Below are 18,474 nucleotides of genomic sequence, written 5' to 3' on the forward strand. Positions count from 1 at the left end.
ATCGATGGAACACCTCAACAAAACGAAAGTACTTCTCTGCGGTCCCGCCACGTCGGCCCTGGGCGGCGGCCCGACCCATATCCGGAGCCTTCTCGCATCGGGGCTCGTCGAAAGGTACGAGCTGATCCACTTCGAGACCGGCAGTCGGGGCCGCGAAAGCCCGGCGACCGACGAAACGCGCGTGGCCAGGGCGCTGCGTCTCCTGGTCAGCCCCTTCGCTCTGGGGAGGGCGATCTCGAGGTCGGGCGCCGAGATCGTTCACCTGAACAGCGTGCTCGACCACAAGGCGCTCTGGCGCGATGCCGTGTACGCCCTGGTGTGCAGGGCGCTGGGCCGCAAGGTCGTCGTGCAGATGCACGGGGGTTCGCTTCCCGATCTCTGTCGCTTCGCCGTCATGCGTCCGCTCGTGCGACTCGCGCTGAGCATCCCCGACGCGATCGTGCTGCTCGCGTCGAAGGAGGAACGGGACTTCGGCGAGCACGCCATCGGCGTACAGCCCTTCGTCATTCCGAACGGCATCGACATATCCCCCTACCGGGGGGCGACGCGCGTGCACAGCGGGCGTCTGCGCCGCCTGGCCTACATCGGGCGACTCATCCGCGCGAAGGGAATCTTCGAGGCCATCGACGCCGTCGAACTGCTGCGCGCGGATCCGCGGTTCCGCGACGTCGAGCTGCGCATCGCCGGATCCGGCCCCGCCGCGGAGGAGATCGAACGGGCGATCCGGAAGAAGCGATTGGACGACTGCGTGCAGCTGACGGGGCCGGTCTACGGCGCGGCGAAGATCGATTTCCTCCGCGAGGCCGACGCCTTCGTCTTCCCCACGTACCACCGCGAGGGGCTGCCGTATACCGTGCTGGAGAGCCTGGCCGCCGGCACGCCGGTCATCGCGACGCGCGTCGCCGGGATACCGGACGTGGTCCGCGACGGCGTGCACGGCAGACTGGTCGCGCCGCGGGATGCGGAACAGATCGCCGCCGCCGTGCGGGAGCTCTCGGCCAGCGCTCCGGCCCTGCAGGCGATGTCGCGCGAATGCGCGATGTGGGCGGCGGAGGCGTTCAGCCTGGACCGGCTCGCCGAACGCTTTGCGGAGGTGTACGAAAGACTGGAAACCGGCGACCGCATGGCGCGCGCGCCGAGCGGCTGACGGGGCCGGCAGACGAGGAAACGGACTTCATGTGCGGAATCGCAGGCATAGTGGGACGACCCGACGGCGCCGCCGTCGCGCGAATGACGGCCGTGCAATCCCACCGCGGGCCGGACGACGCCGGCTGCGTGGTTCTGGAAAAACAGCGCACCGCCCTCGGGCATCGGCGCCTGAGCATCATCGACCTGAGCGAGGCCGGCCATCAGCCGATGTGCGACGCGTCCGGACAGATCTGGATCACCTACAACGGGGAGATCTACAACTACCGGGAGCTCCGGGAGGAGCTGATCCGGCTCGGCTACCGGTTTCGGTCGTCGACCGACACGGAAGTGCTCCTCGTCGCGTACGAATGCTGGGGCGACCGCTGCCTGGAACGCCTGAACGGGATGTTCGCCTTCGCCATCTACGACTGCCGCCGGCGCCTCCTGTTCGCCGCCCGGGACCGGCTCGGCGTCAAACCGTTCTACTACTACGAAGGGCAGGGCATGCTGGTGTTCGCCTCGGAGGCCAAGGCGCTGTTCGCGTGTCCGCAGGTGCCCAGGCGACCGGACCTGGCGGCCCTGGCCACTCCCGTCCGTTACCAGGTGCCGCCGTACACCGGCTTCGAGCACGTCCGCAAGCTGCCGCCAGGGCACGCACTGACGTATCGCGACGGTCGCGCGTCGGTGCGCCCCTACTGGACACTACGGGTTTCCGAGGATTCCGCTCCCGACGGGGACGACGCCGTCGGCCGGCTGGACGATCTCCTCAAGGGCGCCGTCGAACGACAGATGATCGCGGACGTGCCGGTCGGCGTGCTGCTGAGCGGAGGCCTGGATTCCTCGGTGATCGCCTGCCTCATGCGGCGGCTCACCACGCGCGACATCCACGCCTTCACGATTCGCCACGCGGAGAAGGACCAACGTTTCGAGGCCATGCCGGACGACAGCCGTTACGCCCGGCGCGTCGCGCGGGATCTCGCGCTCGAGTACCACGAGATCGAGATCGAACCGAGGGTGGACGAACTGCTGCCGCGCATCACCTGGCATCTCGACGAACCGCTTTCGGATCCGGCGGCCATCAACACCTACCTGATCGCGCGCGCCGCCCGGGAACGCGGCATCCCGGTGCTCCTGAACGGCATGGGCGGCGACGAGGTGTTCGGCGGTTACCGCAAGCATCTGGCGTGCCTGCGCGCCGAGCAGTACCAGCGGGCGCTGCCGCCGGCATTGCGGCGCATCGTCGAGGGCGCCTTCGCGCGCGCGCCGGTGGCGACGAACAGCCGGGGATTGCGGACCGTGCGCTGGGCGAAGCGGTTCTTTTCGTTCGCCTCGCTGCCGCCGCTGGACCGCTATCTCGCGTCCGATCTCTCGCTACCGGGAGAGCTGTACGAGCGGTTGTACCGGGGCAGGGCGGCGTACCGCGAGTCGCGCTTCTACGCCGCCCAGCAGGCGCTGTTCGAGAGCTGCGCCGCGTCGTACTTGACGCGCATGTGCCTGGGAGACACGACGTTCTTCCTCGCGGAACACAACCTGTTGTACTCCGACAAGGCGACCATGGCGGCGGGCGTGGAAGGGCGGCCGCCGCTCACCGACCACGAGGTGGTCGAGTTCATGTTTTCGCGGCCTCCGCGGGACCGCATTCGCGGGAACCGTCAGAAGTACCTGCTGAAGCGCGTGGCCGAAAAGTACCTGCCGGCGGATATCGTGCATCGGCCGAAGGCGCCCTTCGGATCGCCGCTGCGCTCCTGGATACGCGGACCGCTTGCGCCGATGGTCGACGATCTGCTGGCGCCGTCGGCCATGAAGGCGTCCGAGCTGTACGAGCCGGGCGTGGTCAGCGAGCTGGTGGCGCGGGATCGGGCGGGCCTCGACGACAACGCGCTGATCATCTGGACGATCCTCACGAACGAAATATGGTTTCGGGCGAATTTCGAAGCCCCGGCACCCGATGTCGCCACCGGTCCCGGTGCACTCGTCCGCCGGGCGTGAAAGGAGACTGCGACGGCAGGAAAACGGCCATGAGACAGATCACACAGAACTACCGGACGGGGACCGTGCAGATCGAAGAGGTCGTATGGCCCGCATTGAAGCAGGGAGGGGTGCTCGTTCGCACGCGGTACAGCGCGGTATCGATCGGCACGGAAGGCATGAAGGTGCGGGAGGGACGGTTGTCGTACCTCGGAAAGGCCCGGGCGCGTCCGGATCAGCTCCGCAAGGTGATCGACACGGCGCGGCAGCAGGGCGTGGTCGCGACCTTCAGGAAGGTCATGAACAAGCTCGACTCCCTGACTCCGCTGGGGTATTCGCTGGCCGGCGAGATCGTGGCGGTCGGACGCGGCGCCGAGGAATTCACGGTCGGCCAGCGCGTCGCCTGCGCGGGAGCCGGTTACGCGAACCATGCCGAGGTGAACTTCGTGCCGCGGAACCTGGTCGTGCCCGTGCCGGAGAACGTCTCTCTCAGGGACGCGGCCTTCGCGACGGTCGGCGCCATCGCGTTGCAGGGATTCCGTCAGGCGCGGCTGCAGCTCGGCGAGACGGCCTGCGTGATCGGGCTGGGTCTGCTTGGGCAGCTGCTGGTGCAGATCCTGCGCGCGGGCGGGGTCCGCGTGCTCGGCGTGGACCTGCTGGAGGCGCGCTGCCGCCTGGCCGAGCGTCTGGGCGCCGCGTCCGCGATGACGTCCGAGGACCCTCGCCTCGAAAGCGCGATCGATCGGCTCACCGGCGGGCACGGCGTCGACGGCGTGTTCATCGTGGCGGGCGGGTCCGACAACTCGGCCACGGAGCTCGCCGTCCGGGTCGCCCGCGATCGAGGGAGGGTGGTCGACATCGGCAAGACGACGCTCGATCTGCCCTGGAACGACTACTACCTCAAGGAGCTCGACGTTCGCTTTTCGAGGTCGTACGGTCCCGGCCGCTACGACCCGGTCTACGAGGAGCAGGGCATCGATTATCCGATCGGCTATGTCCGATGGACGGAGCGGCGCAATCTCTCGGCATTCCTCGATCTGGTCCGCGACGGCGCCGTGCAGGTGGAGCCGATCATTTCGGCAGAGTACGCCTTCGACGACGCCGAGCGACTGTATCAAGACATCGCATCGGGGACACGGGATTTCCTGGGAGTCGCGTTGAGGTACGGAGAGGAGGAACCTGCGCGGTTGCGGGTGCGCACCGGGCGGGCGGCGCGCGCGCCGGAAAAGAGGCCGGGACGGGTGAGGATCGGCGTCATCGGCGCCGGCAACTACGCGTCGAGCATGCTCCTGCCGCACCTCGCCGGCCGCGACGACGTCACGCTGGCGCGCGTGGCGGTAACGACCAGCCTCTCGGGTCAGAACGCAAGACGGAAATTCGGATTCGAATCGGTGACGACCGACCACGGGGAGATTATCGGCGCGGACGACATCGACGCCGTCCTGATCGCCACTCGCCATTCCTCGCACGCCCGGCTGGTGGCCGAAAGTCTCCGTGCCGGCAAGGCCACGTACGTGGAAAAGCCGCTGGCGCTCGGGCTGAGCGAACTGGCGTCGGTCGTCGCGGCCGCCAGGGAGTCCGGCAACGAGCGCCTCATGGTCGGGTTCAACCGGCGTTTCGCGCCCATGATCGGCGAGCTGACGAGACGGTTCGGAGGTTCGAAGGGGCCGACCGTGGGTCATTATCGCGTGCATGCCGGGCAGCTGGAGCAGGGCTCGTGGTACCTCGACCCGTCGCAGGGTTCACGGTTCGTCGGCGAAGCGGGGCATTTCCTCGATCTCCTCTCCTGCCTGATCGACGCCCGCCCCGTCGCGGTGACGGCCGCCGCGCTGCGACCTCCCGAAACGACTCCGGACGATCTGGAGAACCTGGCCGTCGTCGTCCGGTATGAAAACGGTTCCATCGGCAACCTGCTGTACCTGACCCAGGGCGGCGCCAAGCTGCCGAAGGAATATCTCGAGCTGTTCGGGGGCGGGGTGACGATGCAGATGCACAACTTCGAGTCGCTGCTGTACTACGACCGATCCACGCGACGCCGTCTCTCGATGCGGATGGACAAGGGTCAGCGGCACGCCCTCGAGGCTTTCGTCCTGGCGGTGCGCGCGGGCACCCCGATGCCGATTCCCTATGAAAGCCTGCTGGACACGACGCTCGCGACCCTCGCGGCGGGCGAATCGCTGCGGACCGGGCGGGAAATCCCGCTGGCGGGTCTGCGGGAGGAGTGGATTGCCGGAACCGAGAAAGGGGAGTGAGCGCCTTGCAACGTCCACTCCCGACCGGATGCTCAGCTCTCGTTGTTGATGCCGATGCCCTGCCGCGTTCCGAAATCGCTCGGGCAGCCGTACGCCTCCGGGGCGCTGACGTGCACGCGGGCGTAAGGAATGGTGTACGGCTCGGGGTTCGTCCGCAGCTTGCGGTAGAACGTGTACGGTCCGCGGATGGCCTGCAGGGACACCGAGCCGTCCTCCGTCGTGCAACCCAGGCTGGTGCAGTACTGCGGCCCGTTGCCCGCGGTCGTTCCGCCGGCCGTCACGCGATAGAGGAAGCACGCGGCGTCGGAGTCCGTGCGGCAGTTCTCGGGCCCGGCCAGCCGGACGATGTCGCCCGGGGCATAGTAGGTGGAGTTGGCGCGCGTCTTGACGGCGCTCGTGACGTTGGTGCCGTCACCGTTGAAGGTCCACGCCGGCGAGTCGTAGAAGGCGTTGCGGTCGGCGCGCGTGCTGCTCGGCGGGTTCCCGGAGTTCTTGGGTCCGGAAGACAGGAGAACGTTGCACCGGACGTCGACGTCGCTGTGGTCGAGGCCGGGGAACGAACTACCGGTCGCGCTGATGAGCGTGTTGAAGTACATCTCGTAGTTGCTGGCCGGCTGATAGGTTCCCCAGGTCCAGGAGTCGAACACGATGCTGTTGACCCCGCTGTCGTATCGCTGGATCTTGTAGAAGAGGTTCCCGACGAAGGACGTTTGCCGCGCGACGTTGCTCACGCCGATCTGGTTTTCGAAGATGATGTTGTTCTTGATCAGGATGTAGTTGGCGTAGTCGTAGAGCGTGATCCCGTAGCCGCCCTCGCCGTTGCAGCAATAGTTCATGTCCGTGTAGCGCGATCCCCAGATCCGGTTGTGAATGACCTGAACCGGAGACGACGCGGTACCGTCGATCTTGATCGACAGCGGCGACTCGGCGATGGCGCGGGCCCCGCCCTGGGTGTGCCGCGCCGGGCTCACGTAGAGATCGTTGTTCTCGACGACGATGCCGGAACGGTCCGGCTGGTTGGCGTCGGAGACGTTGTGGCCCAGCTGGATCGGGTGGGAGACCCAGTCGTAGATCTCGTTGTTGACGGCGCGCAGGTTGTTTCCGCACTGAAGGTCGACGGCGACCGACTCGTTCGGGTACCCGATCGGGTCGAGACTGCGAAAGACGCTGTTCTGCACCGTGATGTTGTTGTAGCCGCTTCCGGCGTTGCAGTTCTGCGAGTAGCCGTAGTACAGGACGCCGATCCCCGGACCGCCCTCGACGAGAAGGCGATTGAAAACCTGGTTCCCGGAATTGGAGTCGCTCTGGATGCGCGGGCTGGGCCCGACGGACGACGCCGGGAACGTGAGGCGATGGATGACCCAGTGGCTGCCGGTCACGTTCAGTCCCTGGATCTTCGCCTTGTTGCCGTCGGACTGGCTCCAGGGCTCGTCGTTGTTGTCGTCGCCGCGGTAGTAACGCAGCACCTTGTAGTTGCTCGACGTGCCGCTGCCCTGGACCGTCAGTCTTCCCTTTCCGGTGTGGTCGCCGTTGGCGATGCAAATGGTGTTGTTCGACCAGTTTATCGAGGACCAGGCCATCGACGGCGTGATGATCTGATCGCAGGCGCGCGTACCGAGGGATTCGACGTCGACGTTGCACTGCGTGCCGCCGGCGCGGCACTCGTACAGCGCGGTGTACCCGTTACGGTCGGCGGCGTGGACGCCCAGCGGGGCCGCGAGCAGGAGGAGAGCGGGAAGGTACGGACGGAAACGCATCTGGAGTTCGCCTCCCTTATTGGGATGAAGTATGTGGCAACGACGGCGATTATGCCTGCGTGCGAAAGACCTTCAACGAATCCCGGACATTAGTCGCTTCACGGTGGACAAGCGGCGATGACGCTGCGCGCCGCAGAAAGTGTCAAAAAAATGGACGAGGCGTGCGCTGCGGGCGACGAAGAACATGACCACCGGACAAGCGGATGACGCACGGCGAGAATCGGTAGAGAATCGCGAGAGCATCGGATCCACGCCGGCTCGCGACCGCCACGGTCCGCGCGGAAGACGCGCCGGGATGGAGACGCCGAACAAAGCGTAGTGGTGCCATGGAACGACTGCTCAGGAAGAGCGAATTCGCGGCGCCCGAATCGAGGGCGAGCCCGCTGCAGTGGTACTGGAACCGGCTTCGTTGCATGTCGGTGCCCGAGATCGGGTATCGCCTGCGACAGAAGGTGGCCGGCCAGGCGCAGCAGATCGGCCTCGGCACTGCGAGGGGCGTCCCCCGTCCGGATCTGGCCCGGCGGGGCCGGCTCTGGATCGCGCCGAATCCGGACGTCGACCCGGCTCCCTATCGAGCGGCGGCCGAGCGGGTGCTCTCGGGTCGCCTGCGCGTGTTCGGGATGGACATCGACCAGGGCCCGGTTCCGGAGTGGAACCGCGACCCGAAATCGGGACGCCTGGCGCCGCTGGGCTTCGGCAAACACCTGAACTACCGCGACGCAGCGCTCGTCGGCGACATCAAGTATCTCTGGGAGCCGAACCGGCACCTCCACCTGGTCACGCTCGCGCAGGCGTACCGGTTGAGCGGCGATCTCCGTTATGCGCTCGGCGTGCGCCGACTCCTCGACTCCTGGTTCGCGCAGTGTCCCTACCTGCACGGTCCCAACTGGACGAGCTCGCTCGAGCTCGGTATCCGCCTGATCAACTGGAGCCTGGTCTGGCAGCTCCTCGGCGGAGCGGATGCCTCCGTATTCGCCGACAGCGAGGGACGGCGCTTCCGGCACGCGTGGCTTTCGTCGGTGTTCCGGCACCTGCACTTCATCGCGGGTCACTTTTCCCGCTTCTCGTCGGCCAACAATCATCTGATCGGCGAGGCGGCGGGGCTCTATATCGGCGCCACGACGTGGCCTCACTGGCATCGGACCGGCGTCTGGCGCGAGCAAGCCCGGAAGATTCTCCTGCGCGAGGCCCTGCGGCAGAACGCGCCCGACGGCGTCAACCGCGAGCAGGCGATCGCCTATCAGCAGTTCGTGCTCGATTTCCTCCTGCTCTCCGGCCGCGCCGCGCGCGCGCACGGCGAACCCTTTCCCGACGCATACTGGCGGCGCCTCGAGAGCATGCTCGGGTTCATCGCCGCCCTGCTGGACACCGGCGGTCACATGCCGATGATCGGCGACGCGGACGACGGGTTCGTCGTGGCCCTCGCTCCGGATTCCGGTTTCTGTCCCTACCGCTCGCTCCTCGCCACCGGGGCGGTGCTCTTCGGGCGTCCGGATTTCAAATGCAAGTCCCGCGCTTTCGACGACAAGAGCCGCTGGCTGCTGGGGCGGGACGGCGAAGACGCGTACGCGCGGCTGCCGTCCGTCGCGGGCACGGCGACGCGGGCGTTTCCGGAAGGCGGCTACTGGGTGCTCGGGAAGGATCTCGACGCCGCGACGGAGATACGGCTGGTCGTCGACGCGGGGCCCCTCGGCTACGAGCGCATCGCGGCGCACGGCCATGCCGACGCGCTCGCCTTCACGCTGTCGATCGGCGGGAACGAGTTCCTGATCGACCCCGGTACCTACGCCTATCACACCGAGCGCGAATGGCGGGACTACTTCCGCGGAACGGGCGCGCACAACACCGTGCGGGTGGACGGAGCGGATCAGTCGGTCCCGGGCGGGCCGTTCATGTGGATGCGCCACGCCCGGGCCGCGTGCAGGGAGTGGCGGCCCGGCGAGTACATGGACGTGTTCGTCGGTCGACACGACGGCTACTCGCGGCTGGAGGATCCCGTCGGGCACGAACGCAGAATCGTGCTCGACAAGGCGGAGGAGCGTATCGAGGTCACCGACACCCTGACGTGCGCGCGAGGGCACACCGTCGAACGGTGCTGGCACTTCGCCGAGGGCGTGGCGGTCCGGGGCGGGCGCGACGGCGAGATCGAGGCGAGCTGCGGGGAGATCCGGGTGAGGTTCGTTCCGGGCGAGGCGGTCGAGCTCGCGCTTTACCGGGGATCGGAGACGCCGCGTTTCGGATGGGTATCCCGGCGTTTCGACGTGAAGATCCCGACGACGACCGCCGTCTGGCGAAGCGCGATAGCGGGCGCGACGCGGCTGACGGCACGGCTGCTCATCGAGCGGCAGGGGGTTCGACCATGAGCGCGATCGCGCACGCGGTCAACGGCTTCCGGGCGCGGGCGCGGGCCGGACGGGCGCATGTCTTCCGCAGCCGGTTCCGGCTGGGTCCCGGTTCGAAGGTGCTCGACATCGGATCGGAAGACGGCTCCTCGATCGCCGCGGTCCTCCAGGGCGCGGGAATCGCGCCCGGAAACGTCTACATCGCCGACATCGACGTGGAGTCGGTGGAGCGGGGCCGGCGGCTGTTCGGGTTCACGCCCGTCGTCATTCCGGAGTCCGGCCGGCTGCCGTTCGATGACGGCTTTTTCGACGTCGTCTACTGCTCGTCCGTCATCGAGCACGTCACGCTTCCGAAGACGGCCGTCTGGACGTTGCGTTCCGGACGCGAGTTCCGGCGCATCGCGGACGAACGCCAGGCGGAGTTCGCGAGCGAAATACGGCGGCTCGGGCGCGGCTACTTCGTGCAGACGCCAAACCGGTGGTTTCCGATAGAGAGCCACACGTGGCTTCCGTTCGTCGGCTACCTGCCGCGGCGGCTGCTGGTGCCGCTGCTCGGGGTCACCAACCGGGTCTGGGTGAAGCGGACGAGCCCCGACTGGCGCCTGCTTTCCATCGCGGAAATGCGCCGTCTGTTTCCGGAGGCGCGCATCGTGCGCGAGCGTGTATGGGGTATGACCAAATCGATCATGGCGATCAAGGGACTGACATGAAAATAAGCGTGTTCGGGCTGGGCTACGTGGGGGCGGTTTCCGCCGGATGCCTCGCGCGGGACGGGCATCGCGTGATCGGCGTCGATCCGGTGCCGGCGAAGGTCGCGCTGATCAACGACGGCCGCACGCCGATCATCGAGAAAGATCTCGACGTCGTGATCGAGCGCACCGTTCGTGAAGGACGGCTGACCGCGACGGGGCGGGCGGAAGAGGCGATCGGCGATTCGGAGCTGTCGCTCGTCTGCGTCGGAACACCGAGCCGCGGGAACGGCGGGCTGGATCTGAGCTATGTCCGGCGGGTGTGCGAGGAGATCGGCGTCGCGCTCAGGGAGAAGACCGAGCGCCATACCGTCGTGGTGAGGAGCACGATGCTGCCCGGGTCCATGCGGGATACGGTGATCCCCACCCTCGAGGAACATTCCGGCAAGCGGGCCGGCGCGGATTTCGGGGTGTGCATCAATCCCGAGTTCCTGCGGGAAGGCAGCGCGGTATTCGATTTCTACCATCCCCCGAAGACGGTCATCGGGGAGATCGACCGCGCGAGCGGCGAGACGGTGGCCGCGCTGTACTCCGGGATCGAGGCGCCGCTGATTCGCACCGACGTCGAAACCGCCGAGATGGTGAAGTACACGGACAACGCGTGGCACGCGCTCAAGGTCGGCTTCGCGAACGAGATCGGAAACATCTGCAAGGAGCTGGGGATCGACGGGCACAAGGTCATGCAGATCTTCTGCCGCGACACCAAGCTCAATCTCTCCCCGTATTACCTCAAGCCGGGATTCGCGTTCGGCGGATCGTGTCTCCCCAAGGATGTGCGGGCGCTCTGCTACAAGGCGAAGTCGCTCGACCTGGACCTGCCCATCCTGAACGCCATCCTCCCGAGCAACGAACGGCAGATCGAGCGCGGGCTGCGCATGATCATGGAGAAGGGGAGCAAGCGCGTTGGCGTGCTGGGGTTCAGCTTCAAGGCCGGCACCGACGATCTGCGCGAGAGTCCCGTCGTGGAGGTGATAGAGCGTCTGATCGGCAAGGGCTACGAGCTGCGTCTTTACGACCGCAACGTGCGGCTTGCCGGTCTCGTCGGCGCCAACCGGGATTACATCCTGAACCGCATTCCGCATCTCTCCCGGCTCATGGTCGGCAGCGTCGACGAGGTGGTCGATTTCGCCGACACGGTGGTCATCGGAAACGGCGAACCGGAGTTTCGCGCCGTCCCGTCGAGGATGCGCGATGGGCAGGCGCTGATCGACTTCGTGCGCATCGTCGAGGGCGCCACACGCGGGGGTTACGATGGCATCTGCTGGTAGCCCCCGTCGCGTCCTGATCATCGTCGAGAACCTGCCGGTGCCGTTCGACCGGCGCGTGTGGCAGGAGGCGACGACGCTCGTCGCCGCGGGCTACGAGGTGTCCGTCATCTGCCCGAAGGGCAAGGGCTTCGAGCGGGCGCGGGACACGATCGACGGGGTCCATGTGTACCGCCATCCCCTTCCGTTCGAAGCCGACGGCGCGCTCGGCTACCTGCTCGAGTACGGGACGGCGCTTTTCTGGGAGCTCGTGCTGGCGTGGAAGATCTACGCGACGCGGGGCTTCGACGTCATCCACGCCTGCAACCCGCCGGACACGATTTTCCTGATCGGTGGACTGTTCAAGCTCCTGGGCAAGCGCTTCGTGTTCGATCACCACGACATCAACCCGGAGCTGTACGAGGCCAAGTTCGGACGCCGCGACGCGTTTTATCGCCTCTTGCGGGTGCTGGAGCGATTGACGTTTCTTGCGGCGGACGTGTCGATCGCCACCAACGAGTCCTATCGCGAGATCGCGATCGAGCGGGGACGCATGCCCCCCGATCGCGTGTTCGTCGTCCGCAGCGGCCCCGATCTGCGCCGCTTGCGGGTCCTGCCCCCGGTTCCGGCGCTCCGGCGCGGGCGCCCGTACCTCGTGGGGTACGTGGGCGTGATGGGGCGGCAGGAAGGCATCGACCTGCTGCTGCAGGCCGTTCGCCACCTGGTCCGGGATCTCGGTCGCACCGACGTGCAGTTCGCGCTGGTGGGCGGCGGCACGGAGCTCGACGCGATGAAGGCCTATGCCGGAGAGCTGGGCATCCGGGAATTCGTGACGTTCACGGGCCGCGTGCCGGACGAGGAGCTCCTCGCGGTCCTCAACACCGCCGACGTCTGCGTCAACCCGGATATCGCGAACGAGATGAACGACAAGTCGACGATGAACAAGATCATGGAGTACATGGCGCTCGGAAAGCCCATCGTGCAGTTCGATCTCAAGGAAGGGCGGTACTCCGCGCAGGAGGCGTCGCTGTACGCAACGCGCAACGACCCGGTCGATTTCGCGCGCAAGATCGCGGAATTGCTCGACGACCCGAGTCGCCGCGCCCGCATGGGCGAGTACGGGCGCGACCGGGTGGTCCGGCGACTGGCGTGGGAGCACGAGGCCCCGGCGCTGCTCGCCGCGTACGAGGCGCTCTACGGAAAGCGGGACGTGCGCCCGGCGGCGGCGGATCTGCCGCGCCGGGACTGAACGCCGGGCACGCCCCGACGACTACATGACGAACCGGGCGACGACCAGGCCCGTGGGCGCCGCCGGTGCGGTCGCGACCGGTGGCGTGGTGGGCGGCGTCGAGGGAGTCGAGGCGGTGCCGGCTTCCAGCGCCCCCATGGTCGGCGGCGTGGAGCGGGTTTGAAGGGCGAGGTCGGTGGTGGCGAGGCCCGCGATGCCCGCGGCGATCGGCAGAAGGGTGAGGCCGAGGACGGCGGCGAGCCGTGTCCGTACAACGGGACGATCGTTACCGCGGATCTTCATTCTGAAGCGCATTCGTTTTTTACCTCCCGTGGGTTATTGGTCAGATCGTGGCGCAGGCGGGTTGTGACCAGTCGGACATCACCCCCTCGCTGTTGTAGGCGCGCAGCCGGAAGCAGGCCTGGCTTCCGGGATCGAGCCCGAGATCGTTGCCGGCGTTGTACGAGACGGACGGCGCCTGCGAGTTGAGCGCGCGGTTGGCGACGGCAAGATCGGAGAGCTGCGCGGTGGCGCCCTCGGGTGTCGTTCCGAAGTAGACGCGGTAACCCGCTACGGGATCCGAATTCGGCTGCCACGTGAGTTGAAGCACCACGTCGGTGGCGCTGCCGGGCGCCGGCGGCGTGTACACCTGGGACGGGGACCCGGGCTGGTCGCCCGTCGGCGCCGAAGAGTCCTGTCCGGAACCGCCGCTGCAGGCGGTCATCGAGGCGACGAGCAGCGGTACCCAGAAGATGTGTCGCATGAAAAATCTCCGAAGAATAAAGCACGGTGTTGAGCGGTGCGTACTGCCGGGGCGCGAGAGAACGCGGGCGCAAAGTGGCCGGGTGGGAGGGCGCGCGAGGAAGAGCGGGATGGAACGAAGACGAGTCGTCCTGCGGATCGGGGCGAGCCCGGAAAGAGCGGGGTGTGGCATGCCTCGTCGTTCTTGGTGTTGGCGAGTTCCTGTCGGCCTCGCGCTGTAGTGTTTCCAATCTCCCTGCGGGGCTTCGGCGGTTCGCGACCGGATCGACCCGCACGCATTATTTTCATTCGCGGCGCGGTATTTCCACGCTTTCAGGATGGGAGTCGGCGCGCCGCGGACGAGCGGAGCGGCGCGTCGAGCAGCGACCGATGAATGGCGCTGCTCGAGACGTGACGCGCAGCGAATGCGCCGTCATTTTCCGCGCGAGCCTCACGTATTTGCGTCAGGGAAGCTGTGCTATCGTGGTTTGCCTCGCGTAACAGGGAAGACGCGTCGCCCGAATGCGGCGCCGCCGAAAACAACGATGGGACGCAACGCCAAGCACGACGCCGACCGGGTCTCGATCGAGGAGCTCGCCGCGACGCTCGAATCGAAGATCGGGGCCGACGTGCACGAGCGGGCGGATGACGAGGACCTGGCGCTCGAAGAGCGCGCCTCACCGGCGGCCGCGCGCCAGGCGGCCGCACCGCCGCCTCCCCCGATCCTCGTCGCCCACGCCGATCCGGGCGTGCGCGGCGCCGTACGTGCGGCGCTCGAGCGGCACTTTCAGGTTCTCGAGGCGGACGACGGCGAGGACGCCTGGGAAACGCTCGCGTCGCACCGTGACATCAGGCTGCTGCTCACCGGTACGGGTCTTCCTCGGCTCGAGGGCATCGAGCTGATCCGGCGTTTGCGGCGTCCGAACGGTCCCTCGCACCTCGTCGGTCTGCCGGTGATGCTGTACGCGGAGCGCGAGGACGCCAACGTCAAGCAGACGGCGTTGCTCGCGGGCGCCAACGACTACCTGACCCAGGACATCGAACCGGCGACGCTGCTCACGCGCGTCCAGGCGCGAAACCGTCTCTTCGAGCAGAGCCGGCGGGCGATGAATCTCACCGGAACCATGCCGACCGCCCGCGCGGGTCGCCCGGAAGCGTCGAACGGTGCCTCGGCGAGGTCGAGCGCGTCCCCGGCGCCCCCGCGTCCGCAGCGGCAGGAAACGCCGGCGCGCAGGCCCGGTGAGCGACCCATCTGGGTGGAGGCGCGAGGCGGCGGCAGGCCTGCGGTCGCCGGGCCTCGCGGATGGGCCGAGCGTCTGTACCGGATCAGCTCGACGACGACGATCACGCTCACGGCGACCGTGCTCGTCATTCTTGCCATCACGTTGATCCTGCTCCTCAACCAGACGCCGCAGCGGCCCAAGTCGCTGGCCGTCGGGCGGCTGGATACCGCGCCGCCGGCGGAGCGCACGAGCGAGCCGAGAACCGCCCTGTCCGAATCGGTCGATCGCGCGGAATCGCCGCCGACCCCGACATCGGCGAACGTGAACACGACGGCGCCCGAACCGGTGCCGGACGATCCGCCGGCGACCGCGCCACCCGTGGCGTCCGGTCCGCCCCCGGCGATTTCGAAACCCGGCGGCGGCCGCAAGGAGGCGGCGGTGGCCGGCTCGCGAACGGAGTCCGGTCGCCCGAACGAGGAGCGGCGCCCCCCGGTGACGGAAGCGCCGGCTCCATCCAAGCCATCGTCGGCCGACGTCGCGAGCCGTCCTCGCAACCCGGTCGAGTCGGCGTCGCCGGCCGCCGCAGGGACGGCAGGCAGGGAAGAGCCACCGAAGCCGTCCGCGCGCGCTTCGCCGGCGCCCAAGACCGACGAGCCGGAACCGGTGACGCGCGACGCTCAGCCGGCCCCGACGGCGGAGACCAGGCCGTCCCCGCCCCGTGCAGCGACCCCGCCGCCGGCGGCAAAACCGGAGTCATCGTCGGCCGCCGAGGTTCCCGCGATGTCCGATCGGCCCGCCAACACGTCCGTGGCGGCGGCGGCGACGCCGGCTCCGCCCAGCCCGCCGCCGCGGCCGGCGTCCGCCCGGTTATCGCGCGAGGAGCTCACGACGTTGCTGCAGCGTTTCGTCTCCGTCTACGAGGCCGGCGACATCGAGCAGTTCATGGCGCTGCTTGCGGACAACGTGCAGACCAACGATCGCATCACGCGCCAGGCGGTCCGAGAGGATTATGACCGGCTTTTCCGCACGACCGATCTGCGTCAGATGCGAGTGGACAGCATGAACTGGGACGTCGAGGGCGAACAGGCACACGGCTGGGGCGAGTTCGAGGTGGAGGTGCGGCGGCAGGGTGATGCTTCCGTCTATCACTACGAAGGCAGTCTCACGTTGCTCGTTCGCAAGGCCGACGGCCGGCCGCGGATCGAGCGCCTCTACCACAGCGAACGTCGAGCGAGCCGTTAGCGCCATCGAGGTGCCCGGAGGGGAAGCATGAACAATAAGATGCGTGAGCGGATACTGTGCGCACTCCTGATCTTGCCCGTCTCCGGGACCTCGTTCGCCGGCGATCTGTACGCGCAGGCGATCGGCGAGCCGCCCCCGGCCCCGGCACCTCCGCCCAAGGCACCGCCGCCGAAACCGGCGCCGCCCGCGGCCGAGCCGAGTCCACCCCCGACCGCGACGCCCGCCGAGCCGCCCCCCAGCGAGGTTGCCGAGGCGGAGCAGCCGGAGGGCGCCACCCGCCGCAACGTGCTCATCGGCATCGGCGTTGCCGCCGCCCTGGCCGCGTTGGCGGGCGGCGGCGGGAATGGCGGGGGATCGACCACACAACACTGACCTTCGTCCGGACCACGAGCCATCGCCTACCATAATACTAACCGATGGCAGGAGCACCGACCCGGTGATCGAGCGATGGCGCACGCGCATCGCGTGTGCCGCTCGCCCGACCCCCTTGTCGTGGCTGCGCTGTTTCCCCTGGCAGCGGGAATGATCGGATGGCCCGAGGGCGCGCTCGGCGAGGCGAGCCTGAGCGGCCAGACCGGGTTCGTCCACATGCCGAGCGCGCGCATCCAGCCGGAAGGGACATGGAGCATCGGCTCGAGCAACGCCGAGCCTTACTTCGCCGGCTGGAGCAGCGTGTCGCTGTTCCCCCGTTTCGAGTTCTCGGCTCGCTATACGCGGATCGACAACCTCTCGCCCGGTTTCGAGGACCAGGCCTACGGCGACTACAAGGACAAGGCGTTCGACGCGAAGATCGTCCTCGCGCCGGAATCGACCTTCCTGCCGCAGATCGCGGTCGGCGCGCAGGACTTCACCGGCACGCGCCTGTTCGCCGCGCGCTACCTCGCGATCAGCAAGCGCGCGGGGCGCTTCGACTGGGGCTTGGGGTACGGCGAGGAGCGCATCGACGGCTGGTTCGGCGGCGTGCGCTATCGGCCGCCCGGGTTGCGGCGGCTCGGGCTGGTGTTCGAGTACGACGCCACGCGCTACGCCGAGGATTACCAGGCGTCGACATCGGGAGCGCTCGATCGGGAAGGGGGAGCGACGTACGGGATCGAGTACCGAAGCGGCTGGTTCGGCGGGCAGGTGTCCTATCAGTCCGGGGAAGTCGGCGCCAATCTCTACGTCACCGTGCCGCTGAACCGACGCGAGTTCATTCCGAAAATCGACGAGCCTCCCCCCTTCGCGCGCGCGGCTCCCGCCGGTCCGCCGCTCGAGCAGTGGTTGCAGGACCCCGGGGCGCAGCACGGCCTCCGTCGCGCGCTCGAAGCGGAGGGCTTCCGCGCGGTCGAGCTCTCCGCAGGCGATCGCTCGCTCGAGGTCAGGCTCTCGCATCCGCGCATCTCGGTCATCGGTCGCGCGGTCGGCCGGGCCGCGCGCGTGCTGCTCGCGCTCGGGCCGAGCGACCTGCAAAGCCTGCGCATCGTCTACACGCTCAACGACCTGCCCGTGCTGACCTACGTCTTCGACGACCTCGCGCACCTCGATCGGTTTCTCGCGGGCGGGACCGACGCCCCGTCGATGGAGGACACCGTACGGATCGCCTTCGCGTCGCCCGAAGCGGCCACGGACTTCAGGGGCCTGGCCGACCTGATACCGCCCCGGGGAGAGGGCGGAGGCCTCGAGGCGCGCTACGGCGAGGACGGACATGCGCTCCTGCTGCGCAGCGAGAACCCGAGCGGTTCGCATTTCACGGTGGTCCCGTTCAACGTCCGGTTCTTTTTCAACGATCCGAGCGGCGCCTTTCACTACGACAGCTACGCGGGACTCGATTACGCGCGACGCCTGCACCGCGGCTGGTTTCTGCTCGGCGGCGCGCGCCTGACGCTGTTCGAAGACGTGAGCGACGTCACGCAGCCTTCCGACAGTCTCCTGCCCCACGTGCGCAGCGACATCGCGGAGTACCTGGGCGAAGGCGGGCCGGTGCGGCTGGATCGGCTCCTCCTCAATCGATATCACTATCCGGCGGAACAGCTCTACGCGCGCTGGTCGGCAGGCTACTACGAGGAGATGTACGGCGGACTCGGCGTTCAGTTCCTCTACCTGCCGACCGACTCGGCCTGGGCGGCCGATCTGGCGGTCGATGCGCTGCGGCAGCGGGCGCCGGGAGAGGTGTTCGCGTTCCGCGACTACTCCACCGTCACGGCGCTCGCCTCTCTGCATTACCGGGTTCCGCGCTACGGCGTCACCGCGACGACGCGCCTCGGTCGCTTCCTCGCCCGGGACGACGGGGTGCGCCTCGAGCTCAAGCGACGCTTTCGTTCCGGAGTCGAGATGGGCGGATGGTATTCCTGGACGGATGCGGAGGACATTACCGGCCCGGGACAACCGGGGGACCCGTTCCGCGACAAAGGGCTTTTTCTCTCCATACCGCTACGGTCGATGCTCACCCGCGATACGCGCGAGCGTGCGAACTTCAGCCTCGTTGATTTCACGCGCGACGTCGCGCAGATGGTGCAGTCGCCCGGCGATCTTTATCGTCAGTTCGAGCTCGCGCGCCACTTCGACGACGGTGAGCACAACCCTTTCATGGATTTCCGCAAGTAGGGGCATGGAGAAGCGCT

13 protein-coding genes are annotated in these 18,474 nt (G+C 67.8%); 10 read left to right on the forward strand and 3 right to left on the reverse strand.

The annotated features are described in order from the left end of the window. The first annotated feature begins 4 nt into the window (after window positions 1-4). Genes SVA_RS07535 through SVA_RS07545 form a run of 3 tightly spaced genes read left to right on the forward strand, consistent with a single transcriptional unit; the run spans window position 5 to window position 5,348 of the window. Window positions 5-1,147 carry a glycosyltransferase family 4 protein gene (locus SVA_RS07535; RefSeq protein WP_096460649.1) on the forward strand — a complete coding sequence of 381 codons (1,143 nt, stop codon included), beginning with the start codon at window positions 5-7 and terminating at the stop codon, window positions 1,145-1,147. A gap of 29 nt (window positions 1,148-1,176) precedes the next feature. Then, a complete protein-coding gene (gene asnB, locus SVA_RS07540; protein ID WP_169924014.1) occupies window positions 1,177-3,117 on the forward strand; it encodes an asparagine synthase (glutamine-hydrolyzing) in 1,941 nt (646 codons plus the stop codon). Between the two features lie 29 nt (window positions 3,118-3,146). Further along, window positions 3,147-5,348 carry a Gfo/Idh/MocA family oxidoreductase gene (locus tag SVA_RS07545; protein ID WP_096460651.1) on the forward strand — a complete coding sequence of 734 codons (2,202 nt, stop codon included), beginning with the start codon at window positions 3,147-3,149 and terminating at the stop codon, window positions 5,346-5,348. Window positions 5,349-5,380: 32 nt separating this feature from the next. On the opposite strand, the gene SVA_RS07550 is transcribed toward SVA_RS07545, so the two are convergent. Next, window positions 5,381-7,105: a hypothetical protein gene (locus SVA_RS07550; RefSeq protein ID WP_096460652.1), complete on the reverse strand. Its 1,725-nt coding sequence runs from the start codon at window positions 7,103-7,105 to the stop codon at window positions 5,381-5,383. Between the two features lie 326 nt (window positions 7,106-7,431). On the opposite strand from SVA_RS07550, the gene SVA_RS07555 reads away from it, so the two are divergent. Genes SVA_RS07555 through SVA_RS07570 form a run of 4 tightly spaced genes read left to right on the forward strand, consistent with a single transcriptional unit; the run spans window position 7,432 to window position 12,689 of the window. After that, complete coding sequence (locus tag SVA_RS07555) at window positions 7,432-9,468, forward strand: heparinase II/III family protein (protein ID WP_096460653.1); 2,037 nt, start codon at window positions 7,432-7,434, stop codon at window positions 9,466-9,468. Next, window positions 9,465-10,157: a class I SAM-dependent methyltransferase gene (locus SVA_RS07560; RefSeq protein ID WP_169924015.1), complete on the forward strand. Its 693-nt coding sequence runs from the start codon at window positions 9,465-9,467 to the stop codon at window positions 10,155-10,157. The genes SVA_RS07555 and SVA_RS07560 overlap by 4 nt, the downstream gene beginning before the upstream one ends. Beyond that, window positions 10,154-11,464 (forward strand): nucleotide sugar dehydrogenase, encoded by a 1,311-nt coding sequence (locus SVA_RS07565; RefSeq protein WP_096460655.1) that lies wholly within the window; start codon window positions 10,154-10,156, stop codon window positions 11,462-11,464. The genes SVA_RS07560 and SVA_RS07565 overlap by 4 nt, the downstream gene beginning before the upstream one ends. After that, window positions 11,448-12,689: a glycosyltransferase family 4 protein gene (locus SVA_RS07570; protein WP_096460656.1), complete on the forward strand. Its 1,242-nt coding sequence runs from the start codon at window positions 11,448-11,450 to the stop codon at window positions 12,687-12,689. Before SVA_RS07565 ends, SVA_RS07570 begins: the two co-directional genes overlap by 17 nt. Window positions 12,690-12,710: 21 nt before the next feature. Here SVA_RS07570 and SVA_RS07575 read toward each other — a convergent pair whose 3' ends face one another. Both SVA_RS07575 and SVA_RS07580 read right to left on the reverse strand, forming a co-directional pair. Beyond that, on the reverse strand, window positions 12,711-12,983 hold the full coding sequence (locus tag SVA_RS07575; RefSeq protein ID WP_148665410.1) for a hypothetical protein: 273 nt from the start codon (window positions 12,981-12,983) through the stop codon (window positions 12,711-12,713). A gap of 28 nt (window positions 12,984-13,011) precedes the next feature. Then, the gene (locus SVA_RS07580; RefSeq protein ID WP_096460658.1) at window positions 13,012-13,431 is read right to left on the reverse strand and encodes a fibronectin type III domain-containing protein; all 420 of its coding nucleotides are present in this window, start codon (window positions 13,429-13,431) and stop codon (window positions 13,012-13,014) included. Window positions 13,432-13,954: 523 nt separating this feature from the next. On the opposite strand from SVA_RS07580, the gene SVA_RS07585 reads away from it, so the two are divergent. The 3 genes from SVA_RS07585 (at window position 13,955) to SVA_RS07595 (ending at window position 18,457) form a co-directional block, all read left to right on the forward strand. Further along, on the forward strand, window positions 13,955-15,874 hold the full coding sequence (locus SVA_RS07585) for a response regulator (RefSeq protein ID WP_169924016.1): 1,920 nt from the start codon (window positions 13,955-13,957) through the stop codon (window positions 15,872-15,874). A gap of 27 nt (window positions 15,875-15,901) precedes the next feature. Next, a complete protein-coding gene (locus SVA_RS07590; protein ID WP_096460660.1) occupies window positions 15,902-16,246 on the forward strand; it encodes a hypothetical protein in 345 nt (114 codons plus the stop codon). Window positions 16,247-16,321: 75 nt separating this feature from the next. Further along, on the forward strand, window positions 16,322-18,457 hold the full coding sequence (locus tag SVA_RS07595) for a YjbH domain-containing protein (RefSeq protein WP_096460661.1): 2,136 nt from the start codon (window positions 16,322-16,324) through the stop codon (window positions 18,455-18,457). Window positions 18,458-18,474: the final 17 nt, after the last annotated feature.

This window comes from Sulfurifustis variabilis (assembly GCF_002355415.1).
In the GTDB taxonomy this organism is placed as follows: Bacteria; Pseudomonadota; Gammaproteobacteria; order Acidiferrobacterales; family Sulfurifustaceae; genus Sulfurifustis; species Sulfurifustis variabilis.